The sequence below is a fragment of the Rhodococcus sp. NCIMB 12038 genome (assembly GCF_002165735.1).
GTDB lineage: Bacteria > Actinomycetota > Actinomycetes > Mycobacteriales > Mycobacteriaceae > Rhodococcus_F.
Map to the genome: position 1 here is coordinate 95,967 of NZ_NHML01000031.1, position 20,566 is coordinate 116,532.

The following is a 20,566-nucleotide window of genomic DNA, read 5'->3' on the forward strand; positions in this document are numbered from 1 at the left end:
GCACGGCCTTGCTGATCCGACGTCGGCTGTGGGCTGCGAGCTTGGGCGTTCTGGCCGCGACTGCGGTCGTGCTGTCGGGGTGCGCGCGTTCGGTGGACGGCGAGGCCGCGTCCATCTACGACGATCCGTTCAAGGTGGCGGGCCTCGATGCCACGTCGGGGCCGAGCGGTGCCCGCAAGGGCGCACCCGACGCCGGCCTTCCCGTCACCGGCACCGACGACGGGGAGATCGACACGATGGCCGCCAACGCGGTGAGCGACATCGAGAGTTACTGGCGCACCGAGTTCCCGGCGCTGTTCCAGCGCAAATTCGAACCGGTGGAGGAGCTGATCTCCTGGGATCCGCGGGATTCGGACGGCCCCCGGTTCTGCGGAGACAGCACCGAGGAACTCCTCAACGCCGGCTACTGCAGCACCGACCACACCATCGGCTGGGACCGGGCGCTCCTGCTGCCGGAGGTCGTGGAGAAGTTCGGCGTCGTCGCCGCCGTCTTCGTGCTGGCGCACGAGTACGGGCACGCCGTCCAGACGAAGGCGGGAATCGCCGACGAGAACGTGGGCGGCGGGATCGTGCGGGAACAGCAGGCCGACTGTTTCGCGGGGGCGTTCATGCGGCACATCGCGGAAGGCAAGGCGCCCCATTTCACGCTGAACACGTCGGACGGGCTGAACAAGGTGCTGGCGTCGGCGGTGGCGATCGGTGACACCGACCCGAACGATCCGGACAACGTGCACGGCTCGGCGTTCGAACGTGTCACCGCCACCCAGATCGGGTTCACGGACGGCCCGGCAGCGTGCACGCGCATCGACGAGAAGGAGATCGACTCGCGGCGCGCGGATCTGCCGCAGCGGTTCGCCGACGACAGCGACGACGGTGAACTTCCCGTCACCGACGAGTCCGTCGAGGCGTTCTTCACGTCGTTCCAGCAGATCTTCGATCTCAGCGATCCGCCCACGCTGCAACTCGACGGCGCCGACCTCGGCTGCGCGGACGCCGACGTGACGGAACCGGTGTCGTACTGCCCGGCCACCAACACGATCGGGGTCAGTGTCGACGCCCTCGCCGAACGCGGCACACCGGGACGCCCGGGCCGCCGTGAACTGTTCCAGACCAAGCTCACCGGCGACTACAACGCGTACGTCCTTCTCGCCTCGCGGTACACCCTGGCGCTGCAGCGGGACCGGGGCGACGATCTGCACTCACCGCAGACCGCGCTGCGGGCCGCCTGCCTGTCCGGGGTCATCACCGGCGCGCTCAGCCCGGCGAGTCCGGCCACACTGGCGGAAGGCAGCGTGTGGCTGTCCCCCGGCGACCTCGACGAGGCCGTGTCGGGGCTTCTCACCGACGGCCTCGCCGCCAGTGACGTGAACGGGGAGACCGTGCCGAGCGGGTTCTCCCGGGTCGACGCCTTCCGCACCGGCGTGCTCGGCGGCGAGCAGGCCTGCGAGGGCCGGTACCGCTGACCGGTCGCCGGCTCAGATCTCCCGGTAGCCCAGCGCCGCGGAGATCCGTCCGGCAGCCCGGCACACGACCGGCACGAGGCCGCGCATCCGCTCGTCGGGCATGTACGGGCTCGTGGCCGACACGCTGATCGCTCCGACGATCGCGCACGACGCGTCCCGCACCGGGGCCGCGACGCAGCGGATTCCTGGTTCGTTGTCCTCGAGGTCCATGGCCGCCCCGATCCGCGCGTAGTCCTCCATCCGCCTACGGAAGTCGGCGTGCGCGCCGTGTCCGCGGGCCGGGGGTCGCGGAGCCTGCGCGGCGTCGCTCTCGTACAGCGCATCCCAGCGCTCGGCCGAGTCGAGCAGCAGGGCCTTGCCGACCCCTGCGCGGGTCAGCGGCATCCGGTGACCGATGCGCGAACGCATCTCCGCACCGCGCGATCCGGGCAGCTTGTCCAGGTACAGCACCGAGCCGCCGTCCTCGACCGCCAGGTGCACGGTGTCGTGCACGTGCGCCGACAACTCCTCGAGGATCGGGCGCGCGACGACGGGCAGCGGGTTGCCGTGGAGGGCTTTGAAACCGAGTTCGATCAGCGTCGGGCCGAGGGTGTAGCCGCGGCTCCCAGTGCGCAGATACCCCTCGTGGACCAGCAATTGCACGAGCCGGTGCGCGGTACTGCGTCCCAGCCCGGTGTGGTCGACGACCGCACGGAGATCCTGCGCGCCGTCGGAGACTGCACGGATGACGGCGAGCCCCCGGGCCAGTGTCTGGGTGCCGGGGGGAATGTCGTTCGTCGGTTCGGTCACACCCCCACTGTCCCACATATAGGGACCTCGTTCGTCATTATGGGATTCGCGTCTGATAGTGGTTTGCGTGATCCAGAACACCCCCGACACCTCACCACCGCGCCTGATCGCCCTCGACTGGGGCACGTCTTCGCAGCGCGCCTGGCTCCTCGGCGACGGCGGCCGCATTCTGGACGTTCGCAGGCCCGACTTCGGACTGCTCGGCATGACCGGGGACGACCCGGAATCGCGCACCCGCGCCTACGAGGCCGCGTTCGACGAGGCCTGCGGCGACTGGATCGCGGACGCCCCCGATCTCCCCGCGATCGCCTGCGGCATGGTGGGCAGCGCCCAGGGCTGGCGTGAGGCCGGCTACGTGACGACGCCGACCGATCTCGCCATCGGCGCCGGCGACCTGACAACGGTCCCCCACCCCCGCGGGATTCTGCACCTCGTGCCCGGCCTGCGCGTCGCTTCCGCCGCCGACGGTTCGGTGCCCGGCGACGTGATGCGGGGCGAGGAGACGCAGATCATCGGGGCCCTGGGCCTGCTCCCGCCGACCTACGGTCCACTGACCATCGTGCTCCCCGGAACGCACAGCAAGTGGGCACGCGTCGAGGACCACAAGATCGTCTCGTTCGCGACGGCGATGTCCGGCGAGTTGTACGGCCTGGTGATGGAGCACGGCATCCTCGGCCGCACCGCAACCACCGGGGTGCGGGACGACGCCGCCTTCGGTCGCGGCCTCGCCACGGGAACGTCGGTACAGTCCCGCGGATTGCCCGCCGAGTTGTTCGGGGCGCGGGCGCTCGTGCTCGACGGACTCCTCGATCCGGCGTCGCTGCCCGACTACGTCTCCGGCGTGATCATCGCCGACGAGGTCCGGCATCTCCTGCCGCACTACGCCGCCGGGCACCGAATCCTGCTGTGCGGAAACGCCGATCTCTGCCGTCGTTATGCGGCGGGACTGCGCGTCCACGGCGTGGCCGCCGACATCGTCGCCGAGGAGGCCGCCGCGCATGGTTTGTGGCGCGTGGCGATCGACGCGGGACTGCTCGACCCGGACGCATCCACCATTCCCGAGAAGGAGACCCTGTGAGCACCTCTGCCACCACGACGACCACCGGATTGATCGCCATCCTGCGGGGCATCACCCCGGAGGAGGTCGTCGCAGTCGGTTCCGCCCTCGTCGACGCCGGCTTCACGACCATCGAGGTCCCCCTGAACTCCCCGCGGCCGTTCGACTCGATCGAGCGGTTGGCGACGGCCGTCGGCGACGTCTGCGTCGTCGGCGCCGGCACCGTCCTCAGCGTCGACGACGTGATCCGCTCCGAGGCGGCCGGGTCCCGGATCATCGTCTCCCCCAACAGCGACGTCGAGGTCATCGGCGCTGCCGTCGCCCGGAACCTGCACCCGTACCCGGGAGCGGCCACCCCCACCGAGGCCTTCAGCGCAGTGGGTGCGGGAGCGCGCAGCATCAAACTGTTCCCCGCCGACTCGGTCGGGACTGCGGGGATGCGGGCGTGGCGGGCCGTCCTGCCCGCGGAGGTCGAACTGCTCCCCGTCGGCGGCGTCGACCGGACCAACCTCGCCGAGTGGGCCGCCGCAGGCGCGGGCGGCGCGGGACTCGGCACCTGCCTCTACCGGCCCGGCGACAGCGCCGGCACCGTCCGCGACCGCGCCCTCGCCTTGATGAACATCTGGTCGGCCGACGCCGCCTGAACCGACACCGACGACGACCGGGGCCACCACCACGGCCCCGCACAGGAGGACTCCATGAAGATCAAGTCACTCACCACGTACGCCGTGCCCCCACGGTGGCTGTTCCTGCGGATCGAGACGGACGACGGCGTGGTCGGCTGGGGCGAGCCGGTGCTCGAAGGCCGGGCGGCGTCCGTCGCCGCCGCGGTCGAGGAACTGTCCGACTACCTGGTGGGGCAGGATCCGACGCAGATCGAGGATCTGTGGACGGTCATGTACCGGGCCGGTTTCTACCGCGGCGGCGGTATCCACATGAGCGCGCTGGCCGGCATCGACCAGGCCCTGTGGGACATCAAGGGCAAGGCCCTCGGCGTGCCGGCGTACGAACTTCTCGGGGGCCGGGTCCGGGACCGGATCAAGGTCTACTCCTGGATCGGCGGCGACCGTCCCGCGGACACCGCGAAGGCGGCGCGCGAGGTCGTCGACCGCGGCTTCACCGCGGTGAAGATGAACGGCACGGAGGAACTGCAGTACCTGGACTCCTGGGACAAGGTGGACCGGTGCCTCGCCAACGTCGCCGCGGTGCGCGACGCCGTGGGCCCGAACATCGGCATCGGCGTCGACTTCCACGGCCGGGTGCACAAGCCGATGGCCAAGGTGCTGTTGAAGGAACTCGAACCGTTCCGGCTGATGTTCGTCGAGGAACCCGTGCTCTCCGAGCACGTCGACGGTTTCGTCGACGTGCTCCGGCAGTCGCCGATCCCGATCGCACTGGGTGAGAGATTGTTCTCCCGCTGGGATTTCAAATCCGTTCTCGCTTCCGGGGCCGTCGACATCATCCAGCCCGACCCGTCCCACTGCGGCGGCATCACCGAGGCCCGCAAGATCGCGCACATGGCCGAGGCGTACGACGTGGCGCTCGCGCTGCACTGCCCGCTCGGGCCGATCGCCCTGGCCACGTGCCTGCAGATCGACGCGGGCTGTTACAACGCGACCATCCAGGAACAGAGCCTCGGCATCCACTACAACACGTCGAACGATCTCCTCGACTATCTCGTCGACCCGTCCGTGTTCACGTACGCCGACGGTCAGGTCCGCATCCCGACCGGCCCCGGGCTGGGCATCGAGGTGAACGAGGAGTACGTAATCGAACGGGCGGCCGAGGGCCACCGCTGGCGCAACCCGGTGTGGCGGCACAGCGACGGCTCCTTCGCGGAGTGGTGAGGGCAGGAGTGGTGAAGGAAATGGTGCAGACCCAGAACGGCCGCTCCACGTCGGTCGCGGCGCAGGCGTCGAAGGCGCGCGTCCTCATCGCGGTCATGCTGTTCGTGACCGTCGTCATCAACTACATGGACCGGGCGAACCTGTCGATCGCGATGCCCGCGATCGCGGACGAAATGGACCTCTCCAAGGCCCAGCAGGGTCTGCTGCTGTCCGCGTTCGGGTGGACGTACGCGGCGCTGCAGATTCCCGGCGGCTGGCTCGTCGACCGGATACCCCCGAGAGTGCTCTACCCCGCCTGCCTCATCCTGTGGTCGATCGCGACCGCGTTCATGGGTGTCATCGGCGGATTCGTGGCGCTCATCGCGTTGCGACTGCTGGTCGGCGTGTTCGAGGCGCCCGCGTATCCGATCAACAACCGCGTCGCGACGGCCTGGTACCCCGAGCGTGAACGGGCGACGGTGATCGGCTTCTACACGTCCGGACAGTTCATCGGACTGGCCCTGCTCACCCCGTTCCTGTCCTGGCTGCAGTCCGTGCTGTCCTGGCACTGGGTGTTCATCGTGACCGGAACGGTCGGAGCGGTGTGGGGCGCCGTCTGGTACGCGTTCTACCGCGAGCCACGCGACTCCCGCGCGAACGACGCCGAGATCGACCTGATCCGCGACGGCGGCGGACTCGTCGACCTCGTGGACGAGCAGCAACCGGAACGTCCGGCCGTGACGCGCACCGACGTCGCGACCGTCCTCGGCAGGCGCAAGCTGTGGGGCATCTACCTGGGGCAGTTCTGCCTCACGTCGACGTTGTGGTTCTTCCTCACCTGGTTCCCCACCTACCTCGTCGAGTACCGGGGGATGGATTACATCAAGTCCGGATTCCTCGCGTCGCTGCCGTTCGTCGCGGCGCTCGTCGGTGTGCTGTTCTCCGGGGTGTTCTCGGACTTCCTGCTGCGCAAGGGGGTCTCGCTCGGAGTCGCCCGGAAGGGTCCGATCATCGTCGGACTGCTGCTGACCGTCGCGATGATCGGCGCGAACTTCACCGACTCGACCGCGATGGTGATCGTGTTCCTGTCCATCGCGTTCTTCGGCAACGGACTCGCGTCGATCACATGGTCGCTGGTGTCGGCACTCGCACCGGAACGGCTGCTCGGGCTGACCGGCGGAATGTTCAACTTCATCGGCAATCTGTCGTCGATCGCCACGCCCATCGTCATCGGGTTGCTCGTCACCGACGACAGTTTCGCTCCGGGATTCGTCTACATGACCGTGGTGACCGCAGTCGGGATCGCGTCCTATGTCTTCCTGGTCGGACGGGTGGAGCGCGTCCGCAGCTGATCACTGACGACGAAACCGGGGTGAGCGCCGAACGCACTCACCCCGGTTCCACGTCAGTACCGGTTCCTCGTCAGTACAGTGCGGCGGCGAGTTTCCGGCGCGCGGTCATGACGACCGGTTCGGCAGGGTCGAACAGTTCGAACAACTCCAGCAGACGCGTCCGCACCCGCGTCCGGTCGTCGCCGGCGCTGCGGGCGACGACACCGATGAGGCGGGCGAACGCCGCATCGGGTGCCTGGGAGTAGAGCTCCACGTCCGCCGCCTGCAGCTGGGCGTCGATGTCGGCCGGGGCGGCGTCCGCCACGGCGACGGCACCGGGATCGACGGACTGCACGCGGGCGAGGAAACGCACCTGACGGATCGCGCCCTGCGCCTCCGCGTTGTCCGGTTCCGTGTCGAGGATCTTCTGGAACTCGGCTTCGGCCGCCGCCAGATCGCCCTCGTCGAGCGCTGCCTCGGCGGCGACGAAACGCGGGTCCTCCGGCTCGGGCTCCTCCGTGTCGCCGTTACCGGCAGGAGGTCCGGACAGTTTTCCTGCGACCGCCTGCTGGACCGCGGCGAGCCACTGGCGCAGTTGCGGTTCGGGCTGTGCGCCCTGGAAGTCGGCGAGCGGCTGACCACCGGCGATGGCGACGACGGTCGGGACGGACTGGACACCGAAGGCCTGCGCGATACGCGGGTTGGCGTCGACGTCGACCTTGGCGAGCACCCAGGTGCCACCGGCCTCGTGTGCCAGCTTCTCGAGCAGGGGTGAGAGTTGTTTGCACGGCTCGCACCAGGTAGCCCACAGGTCCACGACGACCGGGACCTGCTGGGACCGGACGAGGACCTCCGCCTCGAACGTCGCCTCGGTGACGTCGATGACGGGTGTGAGGCCGGTGCCGCCGGGGGCGGCCGGAGCGGCGCCGTCCCCGGAGGGTGTGGGCGCGGGCGGGGGCGGAGCGGCCGCACGCTCCTTGAGGGCGGAGAGATCGACTGCTCCGCTCATGGCTGCGGCCACTGCTGAGGAACGCGCTGACGGACGAGAACCTGGTCGAGTCACGTCCACCAGTTTGTCACGATTCGAGCGGGCGCCGGAATGCGGGCCGTGCCTACCGCGAACTTGGTCAGACGAGCGACGGTTCGCCCTTGACCGCGCTCGTCCGGGACAGTTCAGCCATGCGGCCGGCGCGGGCCGCCCAGACCTCGAACACGACGGTGCCGAACGGCGGGACGCTGGCGACGAGCGCCCAGAACGTGGTGACCAGGTTCCAGCTCAGCTTGCGCGCGGTCCACAGCGAGACGAGCAGGTACAGGACGAAGACGCCGCCGTGGATCGGGCCGAAGATCTTCACGCCGATCTCGTTGCCGTCGGCGGGCAGGTACTTGAAGGCCATGCCGATGAGGAGGCCGAGCCAGGTGAATGCCTCCAGAATTGCGACAAATCGGAAGCGCTTGGCCGTGGTGCTGAGATCGAAGACGTTCGCCATGCCGACCATTGTGCCCGACCATCTACGACAGCCCGTAGTGGTGTGAGGCACACCACCACGGACCGTCGTCTGTCACGCCTTGGGGACGCGGACGATCAGGGCGTCACCCTGACCGCCTCCACCGCACAGGGCCGCCGCGCCCACGCCGCCACCGCGACGGCGCAACTCGAGCGCCAGATGCAGTGCGATCCGCGCACCCGACATCCCCAGCGGATGCCCCATCGCGATCGCGCCGCCGTTGACGTTCACGATCTCCGGATCCAGTCCCAGCTCCCGCGTCGACGCGATCCCGACCGCCGCGAAGGCCTCGTTGATCTCGACCAGGTCCAGGTCCTTCGGGTCGATCCCTTCCTTGGCGCACGCCTTCGCGATTGCCCGCGCCGGCTGTGACTGCAGCGTCGAATCCGGGCCCGCCACCACCCCGTGCGCGCCGATCTCCGCAATCCAGGACAGCCCCAGTTCCTGAGCCTTCTCCTTGCTCATCACGACGACGGCGGCCGCGCCGTCCGAGATCTGCGACGCCGACCCGGCGGTGACGGTGCCGTCCTTGCTGAACGCCGGCCGCAACCGGGCCAGCGACTCGGCGGTCGTGTCGCCCCGCACGCCCTCGTCGGAGCCGACGAGCAGGGGATCGCCCTTGCGCTGCGGCACCGGAACCGGAACGACCTCGTCGTCGAAGACCCCGTCCTTCCAGGCGCGCGCCGCCTTCTGGTGCGACGCCGCCGCGAACGTGTCCTGCTCCTCCCGGCTGATCCGCTGCCCGTCCTCCGCGTTCTTCGATTCCGTCAGACTGCCCATCGCCTGATCGGTGAAGATGTCGTACAACCCGTCGAAGGCCATGTGGTCGCGCATCGTGACGTCGCCGTACTTGAACCCTTCCCGCGACTTCTCCAGCAGGTGCGGGGCCCGCGACATCGACTCCTGGCCGCCGGCGACGACGACGTCGAACTCGCCGGCCCGGATCAGCTGATCCGCCAGCGCGATCGCGTCGATCCCCGACAGGCACACCTTGTTGATCGTCAGGGCGGGCACGTCCATCCCGATCCCGGCGGCCACGGCGGCCTGCCGCGCCGGGATCTGACCGGCCCCCGCCGTGAGCACCTGGCCCATGATCACGTATTCGACCTGTTCGGGGGCGACGCCCGCCTTCTCCAGCGCACCGCGAATCGCCACCCCACCCAGATCGGAACCCGACACATCCTTCAACGAACCCAGCAACCGGCCCATCGGGGTCCGGGCTCCGGCGACGATCACAGAACTGGTCACGATTTCCTCCGCGTGAGACGAATGGGCGGGTGCCGGGCGACGGAAGTCACATCCCGACGAGAACTACCGAAACGGTAGCGCTAACGTCGGGACCATGACACAGTCCTCTCCCACCCAGTCCACGTCGCCGCTGTCCTCGGATCTGGTGACCGCCATCGACCACGTCGGCATCGCCGTTCCCGACCTCGACGCCGCCATCGCGTGGTACTCCGAGCACCTCGGCATGGTGTCGACACACGAAGAGGTGAACGAGGAGCAGGGCGTGCGCGAAGCGATGCTGAGCGTCGTCGGCGCTCCCGCGGGCAGCACCGCACTGCAGCTCCTCGCGCCGTTGAACGAGAACTCGACCATCGCCAAGTTCATCGATCGCAGCGGTCCCGGTCTCCAGCAGCTGGCGTACCGCGTCACCGACATCGACGCCATCTCCGCCCAGTTGCGCGAGCGCGGCGTCCGGCTGCTGTACGACGCACCCCGCCGCGGAACCGCCGACTCGCGCATCAACTTCGTGCACCCGAAGGACGCGGGCGGAGTTCTCGTCGAGCTGGTCGAGCCGTCGGCGACCCACTAGAGCTGTGACCGGCCGCCGGGTACCAGGCGCAGAGACAAGTTCTACTTTGCCCAGGTAGATTGGCGGCCATGGTAAACGAGCAGGACCGTGGTTCGATCCCCCTTCCCTTCTCCACCGTGCGTAAGGGATTCGACCGGGACGAGGTACGCAACTACTTCGAGCGATTCGACGCCGAGCTCCGCGTTACTGCCGCCGACCGCGACGCCGCGGCGGCGCAGGCGCGGGACCTCGCCAAGCAACTCGACGACGCGCGGGACGAGATCGACGACCTCCGCAAGGACGTCGACCGCCTGTCGGTTCCGCCGACCACCGCGGAGGGAATGAGCGACCGCATCTCGCGCATGCTCCGGCTCGCGTCGGACGAGGCGTCCGAGGTGCGCGCGAAGGCCGAGGCCGATGCCGCCGAGATGATCTCCGTCGCCGAGCAGGAAGCCGCGCAGCTTCGCGGCCAGTACGAGTCGCTGGTCGCGGAACTCGAAGACCGCCGCAGCGCGCTCGAGATTCAGCACGAGCAGACCATGGCGAAGGCCCGCACGGAGGCGGCGAAGATCGTCGAGGCCGCGCAGTCCGAGCGCGACCGCCTCGCCGCCGAAGCCGAACTGCGTCGCTCGCAGGTTCAGGAAGACTTCGACCTCTCGATGTCCGAGCGCCGCCAGAAGACGATCACGGCGGTGAACGAGCTCGAGGCCACCAGCAAGGCCGAGGCGCAGCGTCGTCTTGCGGATGCCACGCACGAGGCGGAGCGCAGGCTGCAGGCGGCCACCGACCAGTCGGAGCGCAAGATCGCCCACGCCAAGGAACTCGCGGAGGAGCTTCGCGTGCTCCGCGGCCGGATCCTGGCGCAGCTCTTGGGCATTCGCGGGCAGCTCGATTCCGTTCCCGCCATGTTGGCGTCGGTCAACCGGGAGAGCGAACTCCTCGACGCGCAGCCCGACACCGCGGCGTCGAACTCCGAGAAGCGACCGAACGAGAACCCGAGCGGCAAGTCCGCACCGAACGGCACAGCGGACCGCAAGACCGAGTCGGGGTCGAACGATTCGGTGAAGAAGTCCGAGGACGAGACGGACAACTCGGACGAGGACACCGCGGTGCTGTCCACCGTCGAGAAGACCCAGGCGAACCGGCCTGCGGGTCAGCGGACCGTGAAGGCCGGAAGCTAGGACCACCTGCGGGTGAGGCCCCGGGTGCTGCGTCCCGACCAGCACCCGGTGTGCCAGTGCCGCCGGTCCTCGGCTCCGCCGTATTCGGCGGGCCAGGTGACGAGGTGGGCGACACCGGGCCGGATGTCGTGATCGCAGCCCGGGCACCGGTACGACTTGGTCGCCCGCGCCCCGGGGATGGTGCGGACGATGTAGCTCTCGTCCGCGTCGCCGGCGGGACCGGATTCCTGACGCATCAGCGCACTGCCGAACAGCGAGCCCTCGGAGTTGTCCGGGGGCGCGCTGCGGCGTGTGTTCTTCCGCTGCGGTTTACGACGGGGCACGGGTTCAGCCTAGGCCCTCAGAAGAGCCGGAACTCGGTGCTCTCGGTGCCGCGCAGCGCTTCGTAGTCGAGCACCAGGCACCGGATTCCGCGGTCGGTGGCAAGGGTTTTGGCCTGCGGCTTGATCTGCTGGGCGGCGAAGACGCCGCTCACGGGCGCGAGCAGCGGATCGCGGTTGAGCAGTTCGAGGTACCGCGTGAGTTGCTCGACACCGTCGATGTCGCCCCGTCGCTTGATCTCCACGGCGACGGACGCGCCGTCGGCGTTCCGGCACAGCAGATCGACGGGACCGATTGCCGTCATGTATTCACGCCGGACCAATGTGTAGCCGTTGCCGAGCGTTTCCACGTGTTCGGCGAGCAACTCCTGCAGGTGAGCTTCGACACCGTCCTTGACGAGCCCGGGGTCGACCCCGAGTTCGTGACGGGAGTCGTGCTCGATCTCCTCGATGGTGATCCGCAGTTCCTCACCGGCCTTGTTGGTCACCACCCACAGGGCTTCGGCGTCCTCGACGGAGTCCTCGACGAGCCAGCAGGGCGGGCTCATCCAGTTCAGGGGCTTGTAGGCGCGGTCGTCGGCGTGGATGCTCACGGAACCGTCGGCCTTGATCAACAACAGGCGACGAGCGGTGGGCAGATGTGCCGTCAAACGGCCTACGTAGTCGACTCGGCATCTGGCAATCACTAGGCGCACCCGCCCACCCTAAGGGATCGCGCCGACTAGTCTCGAATGACTATGCGCAGCCCTCGCCGATCCGTCGCCCCACTGGGGTCGTGGTTGCTGGGATCGCCGGACGAGAGTCCCCGCAGGCGCCGTATCCGTGTCCAGTTGCTGCTGACCGCCCCGCTGGTGTTCACCAATCTCGTCGGTGCGGTGATCACCTGCCTGCTCATCAGCGTCGTCGTGCCCGGACCGAGCGTGTGGGCGAGCGAGTTCGCGATCGCCAATTTCGTGGCTGTGCCGGTGTTCGTGCTGTGCGCGGTGCTGATCGGCGTGACCTGGGGCACCAAGCGACTGGTGTCGGATCTGCGATGGGCGACGGAGGACGACGTGCCCACCGACCACGACCGGTCGGCGGCGTTCCGCGCCCCGTGGCGCCTGACCCGGGTCCAGGCGGCGCTGTGGGGCATCGGGTTGGTCTTCTTCACGACGCTGTACGGCCTCATCGATCCCCAGACCATCCCGAAGGTCGCGTTCACGATCGCGATGGCCGGCATCACGGTCTGCGCTTTCTGCTACCTGCTGACGGAGTTCGCGCTCCGGCCCGTCGCCGCCCGCGCACTCGGATCGGATGGACCGCAACCCCGCCGCACGCTCGGCATCACCGGCCGCACGGCGCTGGCGTGGATCCTCGGGACGGGCGTTCCGGTGCTGGGCCTGATGCTCATCGCGATCTTCAGTTTTATCCGTCCGGCGAGCCCGACCAGCCTCGCGGTGTCGATCCTCGCGCTCGGCGGGGTGATCCTGGTGTTCGGCCTGCTGCTGGTGGTGATCAGTGTGCGCGCCACCGAGGCGCCCATCCGCTCGGTGGCGCAGGGCATGGCGAAGGTGGCCGACGGCGATCTCGAGGCCGAGGTCGTCGTGTACGACGGCACCGAACTCGGCGCACTGCAGACCGGGTTCAACCGGATGGTCGAGGGACTGCGCGAACGGGAGCGGATCCGCGACCTCTTCGGGCGGCACGTCGGGCAGGACGTGGCGTCGCAGGCGCTTCGGCACAACCCCGAACTCGGCGGGGAGGAACGCGACGTGGCAGTGCTGTTCGTCGACATCATCGGGTCCACCACGATCGCGGCCACCCGGTCTCCGGCGGAGGTCGTGGATCTGCTCAACCGGTTCTTCAACGTGGTCGTCGACGAGGTCGACCGGCGGGGCGGGTTCGTCAACAAGTTCGAGGGCGACGCCGCACTGGCCATCTTCGGGGCACCGATGGCGCTGGACGACCACACCGGTGCGGCCCTGTCCGCCGCTCGGGCACTCCGCGCACGGCTCACCGCCGAGGTGCCGGAATGCGATGCGGGAATCGGGGTGGCGGCCGGTCGCGCCGTGGCCGGAAACATCGGCGCCCACGAACGTTTCGAGTACACGGTGATCGGCGATCCGGTGAACGAGGCAGCGCGGTTGTCCGAGCTCGCCAAGAATGTTCCCGGGCACGTCGTCGCGTCCGAGCGGGCGATCGACGCGGCGTCGGAGGACGAAGGCGCGCGGTGGCAATGCACCGACACCGTCACCCTGCGCGGACGTCTCGAGCCGACCACGCTGGCCGTTCCCGCCGAACTAATCCCCGCCGGTTCCGCCGCCGACGATGAGGGCGCCGACTCCGTCGAGTAGCCGGGCGAGACCGAATTCGAAGGCGTGGGCGGGCGAGAACGCGGCGTTGTGGTGCTCCCCTGCCGTGGCCCCGACCCGGGCGGCGAGCGGAAACCGCTCGGGGTCGAAGACCTTCTCGAAGTGCGGCGCGACGCTCTGCCACCACTCGCTGTCCGCCTCACCCCGGGCGGCGAGCGCGGCCGCGTCCACCGCCGCCCGCGCCGCGCCGGCGACGAAACTGTCGAGGAGTGTGACGACGGAGTCCATGTCGAGGTCCGGCAGTCCCAGTCCCTCGACCGCGCGCAGTTCCCGCTCGTACTTTGCCATCCCACCGGGCCCGAGGACCGGCCGGCTCAGCGCGACGACTCCGAGCATCCACGGGTGCGCGCACAGCAGTTGGAAGTAGTCGTGCGCCGCCGCGGTGAGACGGTCCCGCCACCCCGTGTCGGTGTCGTCGCCCGGTTCGAGCGTGGACAGCGCGCGGTCGAGCATCACCTCCACCAGTTCCGTCTTCCCGGGAACGTGCGTGTACAGCGACATCGCGCCGACGCCGAGTTCGGCTGCCAGCCTGCGCATCGAGACGGCGTCCAGCCCTTCTGCGTCCGCGACGGAGACGGCGGCCTCGACGATCCGGTCGAGCGTCAGGCCGGGTTTGCCGTTGCGGGGACGCGAGATCGGCGCGGTGCCGCCACCCCACAGCAACTCCATGGTGTGGGCGGGGTCGCCCTCCGGTGTCGCGCTTCTACCCATGCCGAGATCTTCCCACGGCGCCCGGGAACAATTCCGCGCGCCGCCTCGTTGACGTACGGCGTACCATAAACCCGGCGAAAGGCGCAGTAGTGACAGCAGAGTCCACCCTCGCCGGCTGCGCGGCCACGTTCACCCCCGCCGATCCTCCCCGCGACTCCCGCCTGCTGTTCTGGAGCGATTCACCGAACGGGCCGCGGCCTCCGAGTGCCGATTCCCGCACCCTCATCGCCGCGGGTGGAGCGGTGAACGGCGTTCCGACGCAAGTTGTTTCCCTCGCCGACGCGCTGCCGATGCTGCTGGCTCTGGACCCCGGTGACACGGCCCATCGATCGGTCGCGTTCTGGGCTGCCTGCGCCCGCACCGCCGTCGGTTACCTCGGAGCGGGCAAGGTCCTCCCCTCGGTCACACCGCACGGCCGCGACGTCTGGCGGCTCGGCGCCCTCGACGACGAGGACGCATCGCACCTGCGTCTGCTGGCCGCCGCACTCCCGCCGGAAGCCCGCGCCGTCCCGCTCGGGGATCCGCCTGCCGAGGAAGTTCGCCTCCCCGCCGCCGTGGACGTCCTGCGCAACTTCCTCACCGCGGTCGTCGACACCGTCCCGAGACTCGGCTCGCCCGCCGACGCGGGCCCCTACCTGGCGTGGGATGCCGAACCCTCCCCGGAACTGCGGGCGTGGGCGGACGCCCTGACACCTGAGGCGATCGCGCTGTCGTTGCGGATCAACCCCGTCGATCCCGGCGCGGTCGATCTCTCGGACAGCGAGTTCGACGCCACGGTCCAGGTGCACGGCGTCGCGCGGCCCGGAGTGGTGTGCGACGCCGTCGATCTGTGGCGGCATCCGACGCTCGCCGAGTCCGCGTTCGCCGCCGACCCGCGGATGGAGGTTCTCGGTGCACTCCACCGCGCGGCCGAGGACTGGGCGCCTCTCGAAGATCTGTTGCGGGCGGAGGCGCCGCACCGCATCCGGCTCGAGGACGACGACCTGGCTTCCCTCGCCGCGGACGCCGGCCGTCGGCTGCGCGAGCGGGGCGTCCAGATCCATTGGCCGCGCGAACTGGTCGCCCAGACGTCGACCCGCATCGTCCTCGGCGACCCCGGATCCCGTGAGGGCGCAGCCGCTTTCGGCGGTGACCGTGCATTCGACTTCGACTGGCGCGTCGCGGTGGGCGAGGACGTGCTCACGCGCGAGGAGATGGAAGAGCTCGTGTCGGCGAAGCGGGCAGTCGTGAAACTTCGCAACCGGTACGTCGTCGCGGACTCCGACACGATTCGAAAGACCCTTCAGAGGCGGACCGGAACGATGACGGCCATCGAGGCGCTGCGGGCATCGCTGACCGGCCGGGCCAGGCGCGGCGAGGACGACGTCCGCGTCGACTCCTACGGGGCGGCCGCGGCGGTGGCGCGGGAGCTGTCGGACGGGGATCCGGAGGCCGTGCCGGTCCCCGCAGCCTTGCGCGCGCAGTTGCGGGACTACCAGCTGACCGGATTCCGCTGGCTCGCCGGGCTCACGTCGCGGGGCCTGGGTGCCTGCCTCGCCGACGACATGGGCCTGGGAAAGACGTTGACCCTCATCGCGCTTCACCTGCACCGGCAGCAGGACCCGGACACGGCGGGACCCACGCTGGTGGTCTGTCCCGCGTCCCTGCTGGGGAACTGGCGGCGGGAGATCGAACGTTTCGCACCGGGCACCGGTGTCCTCGTCCACCACGGCCCGAAGCGCCGGCCTCCCGGTGAGACGGTCGCGGACGGCAGCGACACCGTCGTCCTCACCACGTATGCGACGATGCGGCTCGATTGCGAAGTCCTCGCAGGCACTGCGTGGAGTCTGGTCGTCGCGGACGAGGCGCAGCACCTGAAGAACCGTGCCGCTGCCGTGACGCGGGCGCTGCGCATGATTCCGGGACAGGCGCGCGTCGCCCTCACCGGCACACCGGTGGAGAACCGGCTCAGCGACCTCTGGTCGATCCTCGACGGCGTCACCCCGGGTCTCCTCGGTCCGTACGCGCAGTTCCGGCGCCGCTACGACGACTCGGCCGGCGAGGACGGGCCCGACCGCGCGGCGGAGTTGGCGGCGTTGATCTCGCCGTTCGTCCTCCGGCGCAGGAAGTCGGATCCGGGGATCGCTCCCGAGCTTCCACCGAAGACGGAGATCGACCTCGACGTGACGCTCACCCCGGAGCAGGCCGGCATGTACGAGGCGCTCGTCCGCGAGGCCATGGAGCAGATCGAGACGAGCGAGGGCATCGGTCGGCGCGGCAGCATCGTGTCGCTGCTGACCGGTCTCAAGCAGATCTGCAATCACCCCGCCCAGTACCTCGGCCAGGAACACGCCGCGCTCACCGGCCGTTCCCACAAGATCGGTCTGCTCGACGAGCTGATCGACACCAACCTGTCGGAGGGCGGGCGTTCCCTCGTGTTCACCCACTTCACCACGATGGGACGGCTGCTGCGACGGCACCTGACGACGCGCGGGGTGGCGTGCGAATTCCTGCACGGAGGCACGTCCGTCGCGGCCCGGGAGAACCTGGTCGAACGCTTCCAGAACGGTGCTATCCCTGTCCTGATCCTGTCCCTCAAGGCCGCAGGCACCGGTTTGAACCTCACCCGGGCCGATCACGTCGTCCACTTCGACCGCTGGTGGAACCCGGCGGTCGAGGATCAGGCCACCGATCGCGCGTACCGCATCGGTCAGACGCACCCGGTTGTCGTGCACCGCCTCGTCACCGCGGGAACCATCGAGGAACGCATCGCCGCCATGCTCGCGTCCAAGCGGCAACTCGCCGACTCGGTCCTGTCGCACGGCGCCGACGCCTTCACCGAGTTGACCGACGGCGAGCTCGCCCGGCTGGTTGCCCTGAGCCCCGACTACGACTTCGGAGGTGACCTGTGACCGACGCCGTCACGCATCCCCGATTCCCTGCGCAGAAGGGCCGCCGCACGCGCGGCAGGACGTGGTGGGCGCAGCGCTGGGTCGACGACGTCGAGCAGGCCGCGCTCGATTCGGACACGCTCAAACGCGGACGCGCCTACGCCCGTGGCGGACTGCTCGGTCCGCTCACGTTCGCGCCCGGGCTCGTTTCCGCAGACGTGCACACCGACGACGAGAGCCTGCACGTGCGGATCCGGGTGGACCCGCTCGACGAGCGCCAGTGGGGCGAGGTGCTCGCGACCCTCGCGTCGCGGAGCGGTCACGTCGCCCAGTTGTCGAGTGGCACGCTCCCTCGCGAACTCGACGAGGATCTCGCGGCCGTCGACGTGTCACTGATTCCGTCGATGTTCGACGCCGACGCGACCTGCACGTGCGAGGAGTGGGACGTGCCGTGCCGCCACGCCGCCGCGGTGCTGTATCAGGCCGCGTGGGTGCTCGACGACGACCCGCTGCTGTTCTTCCTGCTGCGCGGACGCGAGGGACAGGAGATTCTGCAACTCAGGCACGGCGCGGATGCGGAAACATCCCGGTCATCCTTCGACGATTCGTGCGTACCCGTGCCCGCGTCGGATGCCTACGCCGCAGTACCCGGACCGCTTCCGGCGCCGCCGCGACCCGGCGGAAGCCTCGTGCGGCCACGCTGGCTCGACGCCGCTCCCCCGGAAGTTCGGGCCGACGCCGTCTGGTCTGCGATCGTCACTGCGATTTCGCGATACGGAGACCGTGTCTGAGGTCGTCCGCCGGCCCAGGCACCAGGCTGGGTGCGACCACCCGGGCCCCGGTCGCCGGATACGGCGTGCAGATCTGGACGTCGTGCACAAAGCACCAGCGCCAGTTGTCCCCCGCGTGGAGCGACTGGACGATCGGATGACCGCTGCGTTCCGCGTGATGTCGCGCGTGCCGCATCGGTGATCCGTCGCTGCACCCGACATACCCGCACGTCAGGCACAACATCAGGTGCTCCCAGCGGGTACCGAGTGCGAGACAGCCCTCGCACCCGTCCGACGTATGCGCGACGACATCGCGAACCATGTTCAGATCGGGATCGTGCCAATTATTGGATTGGGTCATAAGTGCCACCCCTCAGTTACCAAGATTGGCGGCTGATCCGTCTCGCCACATGGTCACGGCGGAACGAAAGAATCCCCCGAAATCCGGCCCCGCCGGACAGCGTCCCGGTTTCGACGGCGCAAAACGGGGTAGTTCCATGCCATGGATCTGGATGCAGCCCCAGACCCGAGGGTCGATCACACCCCGCGGGCCACGAACCTGTCGGCGGTGCTGGCCGTGACCGCACACATGCACGACTGCGGGAATCGGGACGAGATCCTGTCCCTGCTCGCCGAGGCCCTCCCCGAACTCGGCCCCTTCTCGGTCGAACCCGTCAGCGTCCTGACGGGCGAGGTTCCCGACGACGACGTCTGGCGGCACCGCGTGCTGCTCGACGATTCGTGGTCCAGACCGGTATCGCTGACACTGCGGGCCGACTACCCGCCGACACCGGTGCAGGCGACGCTCCTCGAGTTGTTGATTCAGCACGTGGGGTCGGCCCTGCGCGCCGCGTCGCTCAGCTCCCGGGCCGCCACCCAGGAACGCCACCTGCGCGAGGCCACGGACGAGATCACCGTGATCGGCACGAGGGCCGCGCGACTCGAGGAGGAAGCGAAGATCCACCGCACGTTCGGGCGACTCGCCGCGACCGGCGCCGACGAGACCGCCATTGCCGAGACCCTTCACCAGGTGACCGGACTCGCCGTCGGTATCGAGGACGCGTTCGGCAATCTTCGCGTCTCGGCCGGGCCGGACACGTCCGTCCCGGCACCCCGGTACCGCAAGGTCGGCGGCGGGAACCGGGTCGACGTCCTGCGCCGCGCCGCGATGGAGGGGGGCCCGCTGCGGGACGACAACCGGATCGTGCAGTTGGTCCGGCCCGGACAGACACTTCTCGGTGTCCTGTATCTGTCGGACCCGGAGCACAAGGCCACCGAACTCGACGCTGTCGCCCTGGAGCACGCCGCGACGATGCTCGCCGTCGACATGGCGCACCGCAGATCGCTCGCCGAGACGGAGGCGCGGCTGAGCCGCGACCTGGGAGCCGACCTACTGGCCGGCACCGACGACGACAGCGCCTACTCGCGGGCCGACGCCCTCGGCTACGACCTGCACACACCGCAACGCGTCCTGGTCGTCCACTGGGGTCCGGACACGCCCGTCGAGTCCGTCACGGAGGCGTTCCGTCGCCACCTGACGGCCACCGACTCGTCGGCCCTCCTCGTTCACGGCAACGAGCACCGAACCGGTGTCCTCGCCGCCGTCATGGACGCGAAGACGGACGTGAACACCGTTTTCGCAGCGTTGGAGAAGTCGCTCGGCCCCACGGTCGGGGTAGTCGGGGTAGTCGGGGTCGGATCCGAATGCACCTCTCCCAGCACACTCCCCGACTCGTACACCCACGCGATGCGCGCCCTCGAAATCCGCAAGCAGTCGAATTCTCCTCGCGGTGTGGCACTGTTCGACGAACTCGGCGTCTACCGCATTCTCGACTCGCACAGCACCACCGGAGATGTCGAGGCGTTCGTGCAGGAATGGCTGGGCCCCCTGCTCGACTACGACCGGGAGCACCGCAGCACGATGACGGCCACGCTCGCCCAATACCTCGAATGCGGCGGCAAATACGACGAGACCGCGCAGGCCCTCAGGATCCACCGCAGCACCCTCCGGTACCGGATGTCCCGCATCCACGAACTGACCGGCCGTGATCTCCGCAGTGTGGACACCCGCCTGAATCTTCATCTGGCGTCACGGGCGCTGCAGGTCCTGGCCGGCGGTGCATCGGGGTGAAAAGGTCTGTGCGGCAACGGCTGCGGCAAAACTGTTCTGAAATGCCGAAAGCCCCCCAACAAGTGTTGGGGGGCTTTCGGTAACGGATGTTCGGCGGTGTCCTACTCTCCCACACCCTGTCGGGTGCAGTACCATCGGCGCTGGAGGGCTTAGCTTCCGGGTTCGGAATGGGACCGGGCGTTTCCCCTCCGCTATGGCCGCCGTAACTCTATGAAACTGTCACACACATGCTCCGCATGTGAATCGAGTGAACGCTGACCCCCATCACAAGACAGGGGCTTCGCCCACACACGATTCCCCGAAGAGCATGGTGAATCGTGTGTGTTGTTTCAGATACTGCACAGTGGACGCGTAGCTTCTTTGTGGTAAGTCCTCGGCCTATTAGTACCAGTCACCTGCACCAGTTACCTGGCTTCCAGTTCTGGCCTATCAACCCGGTGGTCTGCCGGGGGCCTTACCCCCT

Annotated in this window: 19 protein-coding genes and 2 rRNA genes; 11 read left to right on the forward strand and 10 right to left on the reverse strand. The window is 69.0% G+C overall.

Annotation, left to right across the window (positions count from 1 at the left end; all coding sequences use genetic code 11):
• Positions 1-11 precede the first annotated feature (11 nt).
• Positions 12-1,463, forward strand: coding sequence for a neutral zinc metallopeptidase (locus CA951_RS34045; protein ID WP_373414783.1), 1,452 nt, complete (start codon positions 12-14; stop codon positions 1,461-1,463).
• A 12-nt stretch (positions 1,464-1,475) separates the two neighbouring features.
• On the opposite strand, the gene CA951_RS34050 is transcribed toward CA951_RS34045, so the two are convergent.
• Positions 1,476-2,252, reverse strand: a complete 777-nt coding sequence (locus CA951_RS34050) for an IclR family transcriptional regulator (protein WP_256974207.1) — start codon at positions 2,250-2,252, stop codon at positions 1,476-1,478.
• Positions 2,253-2,319: 67 nt separating this feature from the next.
• Here CA951_RS34050 and CA951_RS34055 point away from each other — a divergent pair, with 67 nt between their 5' ends.
• From CA951_RS34055 to CA951_RS34070, 4 genes are read left to right on the forward strand one after another with little or no spacing between them, the layout of a single operon-like run.
• The gene (locus CA951_RS34055; RefSeq protein WP_087561065.1) at positions 2,320-3,330 is read left to right on the forward strand and encodes a 2-dehydro-3-deoxygalactonokinase; all 1,011 of its coding nucleotides are present in this window, start codon (positions 2,320-2,322) and stop codon (positions 3,328-3,330) included.
• Positions 3,327-3,953 carry a 2-dehydro-3-deoxy-6-phosphogalactonate aldolase gene (locus tag CA951_RS34060; RefSeq protein WP_087561066.1) on the forward strand — a complete coding sequence of 209 codons (627 nt, stop codon included), beginning with the start codon at positions 3,327-3,329 and terminating at the stop codon, positions 3,951-3,953. The genes CA951_RS34055 and CA951_RS34060 overlap by 4 nt, the downstream gene beginning before the upstream one ends.
• 54 nt (positions 3,954-4,007) lie before the next feature.
• Positions 4,008-5,156 carry a galactonate dehydratase gene (gene dgoD, locus CA951_RS34065; protein WP_087561067.1) on the forward strand — a complete coding sequence of 383 codons (1,149 nt, stop codon included), beginning with the start codon at positions 4,008-4,010 and terminating at the stop codon, positions 5,154-5,156.
• Between the two features lie 20 nt (positions 5,157-5,176).
• Positions 5,177-6,487, forward strand: coding sequence for an MFS transporter (locus CA951_RS34070; protein WP_087561068.1), 1,311 nt, complete (start codon positions 5,177-5,179; stop codon positions 6,485-6,487).
• Positions 6,488-6,557: 70 nt separating this feature from the next.
• Here CA951_RS34070 and CA951_RS34075 read toward each other — a convergent pair whose 3' ends face one another.
• The 3 genes from CA951_RS34075 to CA951_RS34085 form a co-directional block, all read right to left on the reverse strand.
• The gene (locus CA951_RS34075; protein ID WP_087561085.1) at positions 6,558-7,475 is read right to left on the reverse strand and encodes a tetratricopeptide repeat protein; all 918 of its coding nucleotides are present in this window, start codon (positions 7,473-7,475) and stop codon (positions 6,558-6,560) included.
• Between the two features lie 118 nt (positions 7,476-7,593).
• Entirely contained in the window at positions 7,594-7,965 is a 372-nt protein-coding gene (locus CA951_RS34080; protein WP_087561069.1) for a DUF3817 domain-containing protein, read from the reverse strand.
• Between the two features lie 63 nt (positions 7,966-8,028).
• Positions 8,029-9,222 (reverse strand): acetyl-CoA C-acetyltransferase, encoded by a 1,194-nt coding sequence (locus tag CA951_RS34085; protein WP_087561070.1) that lies wholly within the window; start codon positions 9,220-9,222, stop codon positions 8,029-8,031.
• Positions 9,223-9,316: 94 nt separating this feature from the next.
• Between CA951_RS34085 and mce the strand changes: the two genes are divergently transcribed.
• Together mce and CA951_RS34095 are read left to right on the forward strand one after the other, a co-directional pair.
• The gene (gene mce / locus CA951_RS34090; protein ID WP_072946976.1) at positions 9,317-9,790 is read left to right on the forward strand and encodes a methylmalonyl-CoA epimerase; all 474 of its coding nucleotides are present in this window, start codon (positions 9,317-9,319) and stop codon (positions 9,788-9,790) included.
• Positions 9,791-9,858: 68 nt separating this feature from the next.
• Positions 9,859-10,950, forward strand: coding sequence for a hypothetical protein (locus CA951_RS34095; protein ID WP_087561071.1), 1,092 nt, complete (start codon positions 9,859-9,861; stop codon positions 10,948-10,950).
• On the opposite strand, the gene CA951_RS34100 is transcribed toward CA951_RS34095, so the two are convergent.
• The gene (locus CA951_RS34100; RefSeq protein ID WP_072946972.1) at positions 10,947-11,273 is read right to left on the reverse strand and encodes an ATP/GTP-binding protein; all 327 of its coding nucleotides are present in this window, start codon (positions 11,271-11,273) and stop codon (positions 10,947-10,949) included. The genes CA951_RS34095 and CA951_RS34100 overlap by 4 nt on opposite strands.
• A 17-nt stretch (positions 11,274-11,290) precedes the next feature.
• The gene (nucS, locus tag CA951_RS34105; RefSeq protein WP_043824264.1) at positions 11,291-11,965 is read right to left on the reverse strand and encodes an endonuclease NucS; all 675 of its coding nucleotides are present in this window, start codon (positions 11,963-11,965) and stop codon (positions 11,291-11,293) included.
• A 36-nt stretch (positions 11,966-12,001) separates the two neighbouring features.
• Between nucS and CA951_RS34110 the strand changes: the two genes are divergently transcribed.
• Positions 12,002-13,603 carry an adenylate/guanylate cyclase domain-containing protein gene (locus CA951_RS34110; RefSeq protein WP_087561072.1) on the forward strand — a complete coding sequence of 534 codons (1,602 nt, stop codon included), beginning with the start codon at positions 12,002-12,004 and terminating at the stop codon, positions 13,601-13,603.
• Here the strand turns inward: CA951_RS34110 and CA951_RS34115 are convergent.
• Positions 13,550-14,332, reverse strand: coding sequence for a TetR/AcrR family transcriptional regulator (locus CA951_RS34115; RefSeq protein WP_087561073.1), 783 nt, complete (start codon positions 14,330-14,332; stop codon positions 13,550-13,552). The genes CA951_RS34110 and CA951_RS34115 overlap by 54 nt on opposite strands.
• 89 nt (positions 14,333-14,421) lie before the next feature.
• Between CA951_RS34115 and CA951_RS34120 the strand changes: the two genes are divergently transcribed.
• Positions 14,422-17,223 (forward strand): DEAD/DEAH box helicase, encoded by a 2,802-nt coding sequence (locus CA951_RS34120; RefSeq protein ID WP_087561074.1) that lies wholly within the window; start codon positions 14,422-14,424, stop codon positions 17,221-17,223.
• Entirely contained in the window at positions 17,220-17,993 is a 774-nt protein-coding gene (locus CA951_RS34125; protein WP_087561075.1) for an SWIM zinc finger family protein, read from the forward strand. The genes CA951_RS34120 and CA951_RS34125 overlap by 4 nt, the downstream gene beginning before the upstream one ends.
• On the opposite strand, the gene CA951_RS34130 is transcribed toward CA951_RS34125, so the two are convergent.
• Entirely contained in the window at positions 17,959-18,333 is a 375-nt protein-coding gene (locus CA951_RS34130) for a UBP-type zinc finger domain-containing protein (protein WP_087561076.1), read from the reverse strand. The genes CA951_RS34125 and CA951_RS34130 overlap by 35 nt on opposite strands.
• 141 nt (positions 18,334-18,474) lie before the next feature.
• Here CA951_RS34130 and CA951_RS34135 point away from each other — a divergent pair, with 141 nt between their 5' ends.
• Positions 18,475-20,103, forward strand: coding sequence for a CdaR family transcriptional regulator (locus CA951_RS34135; RefSeq protein WP_087561077.1), 1,629 nt, complete (start codon positions 18,475-18,477; stop codon positions 20,101-20,103).
• Positions 20,104-20,191: 88 nt separating this feature from the next.
• Here the strand turns inward: CA951_RS34135 and rrf are convergent.
• Positions 20,192-20,308 (reverse strand): 5S ribosomal RNA (rrf, locus tag CA951_RS34140).
• Between the two features lie 156 nt (positions 20,309-20,464).
• A 23S ribosomal RNA gene (locus CA951_RS34145) occupies positions 20,465-20,566 on the reverse strand; the annotation flags it as partial.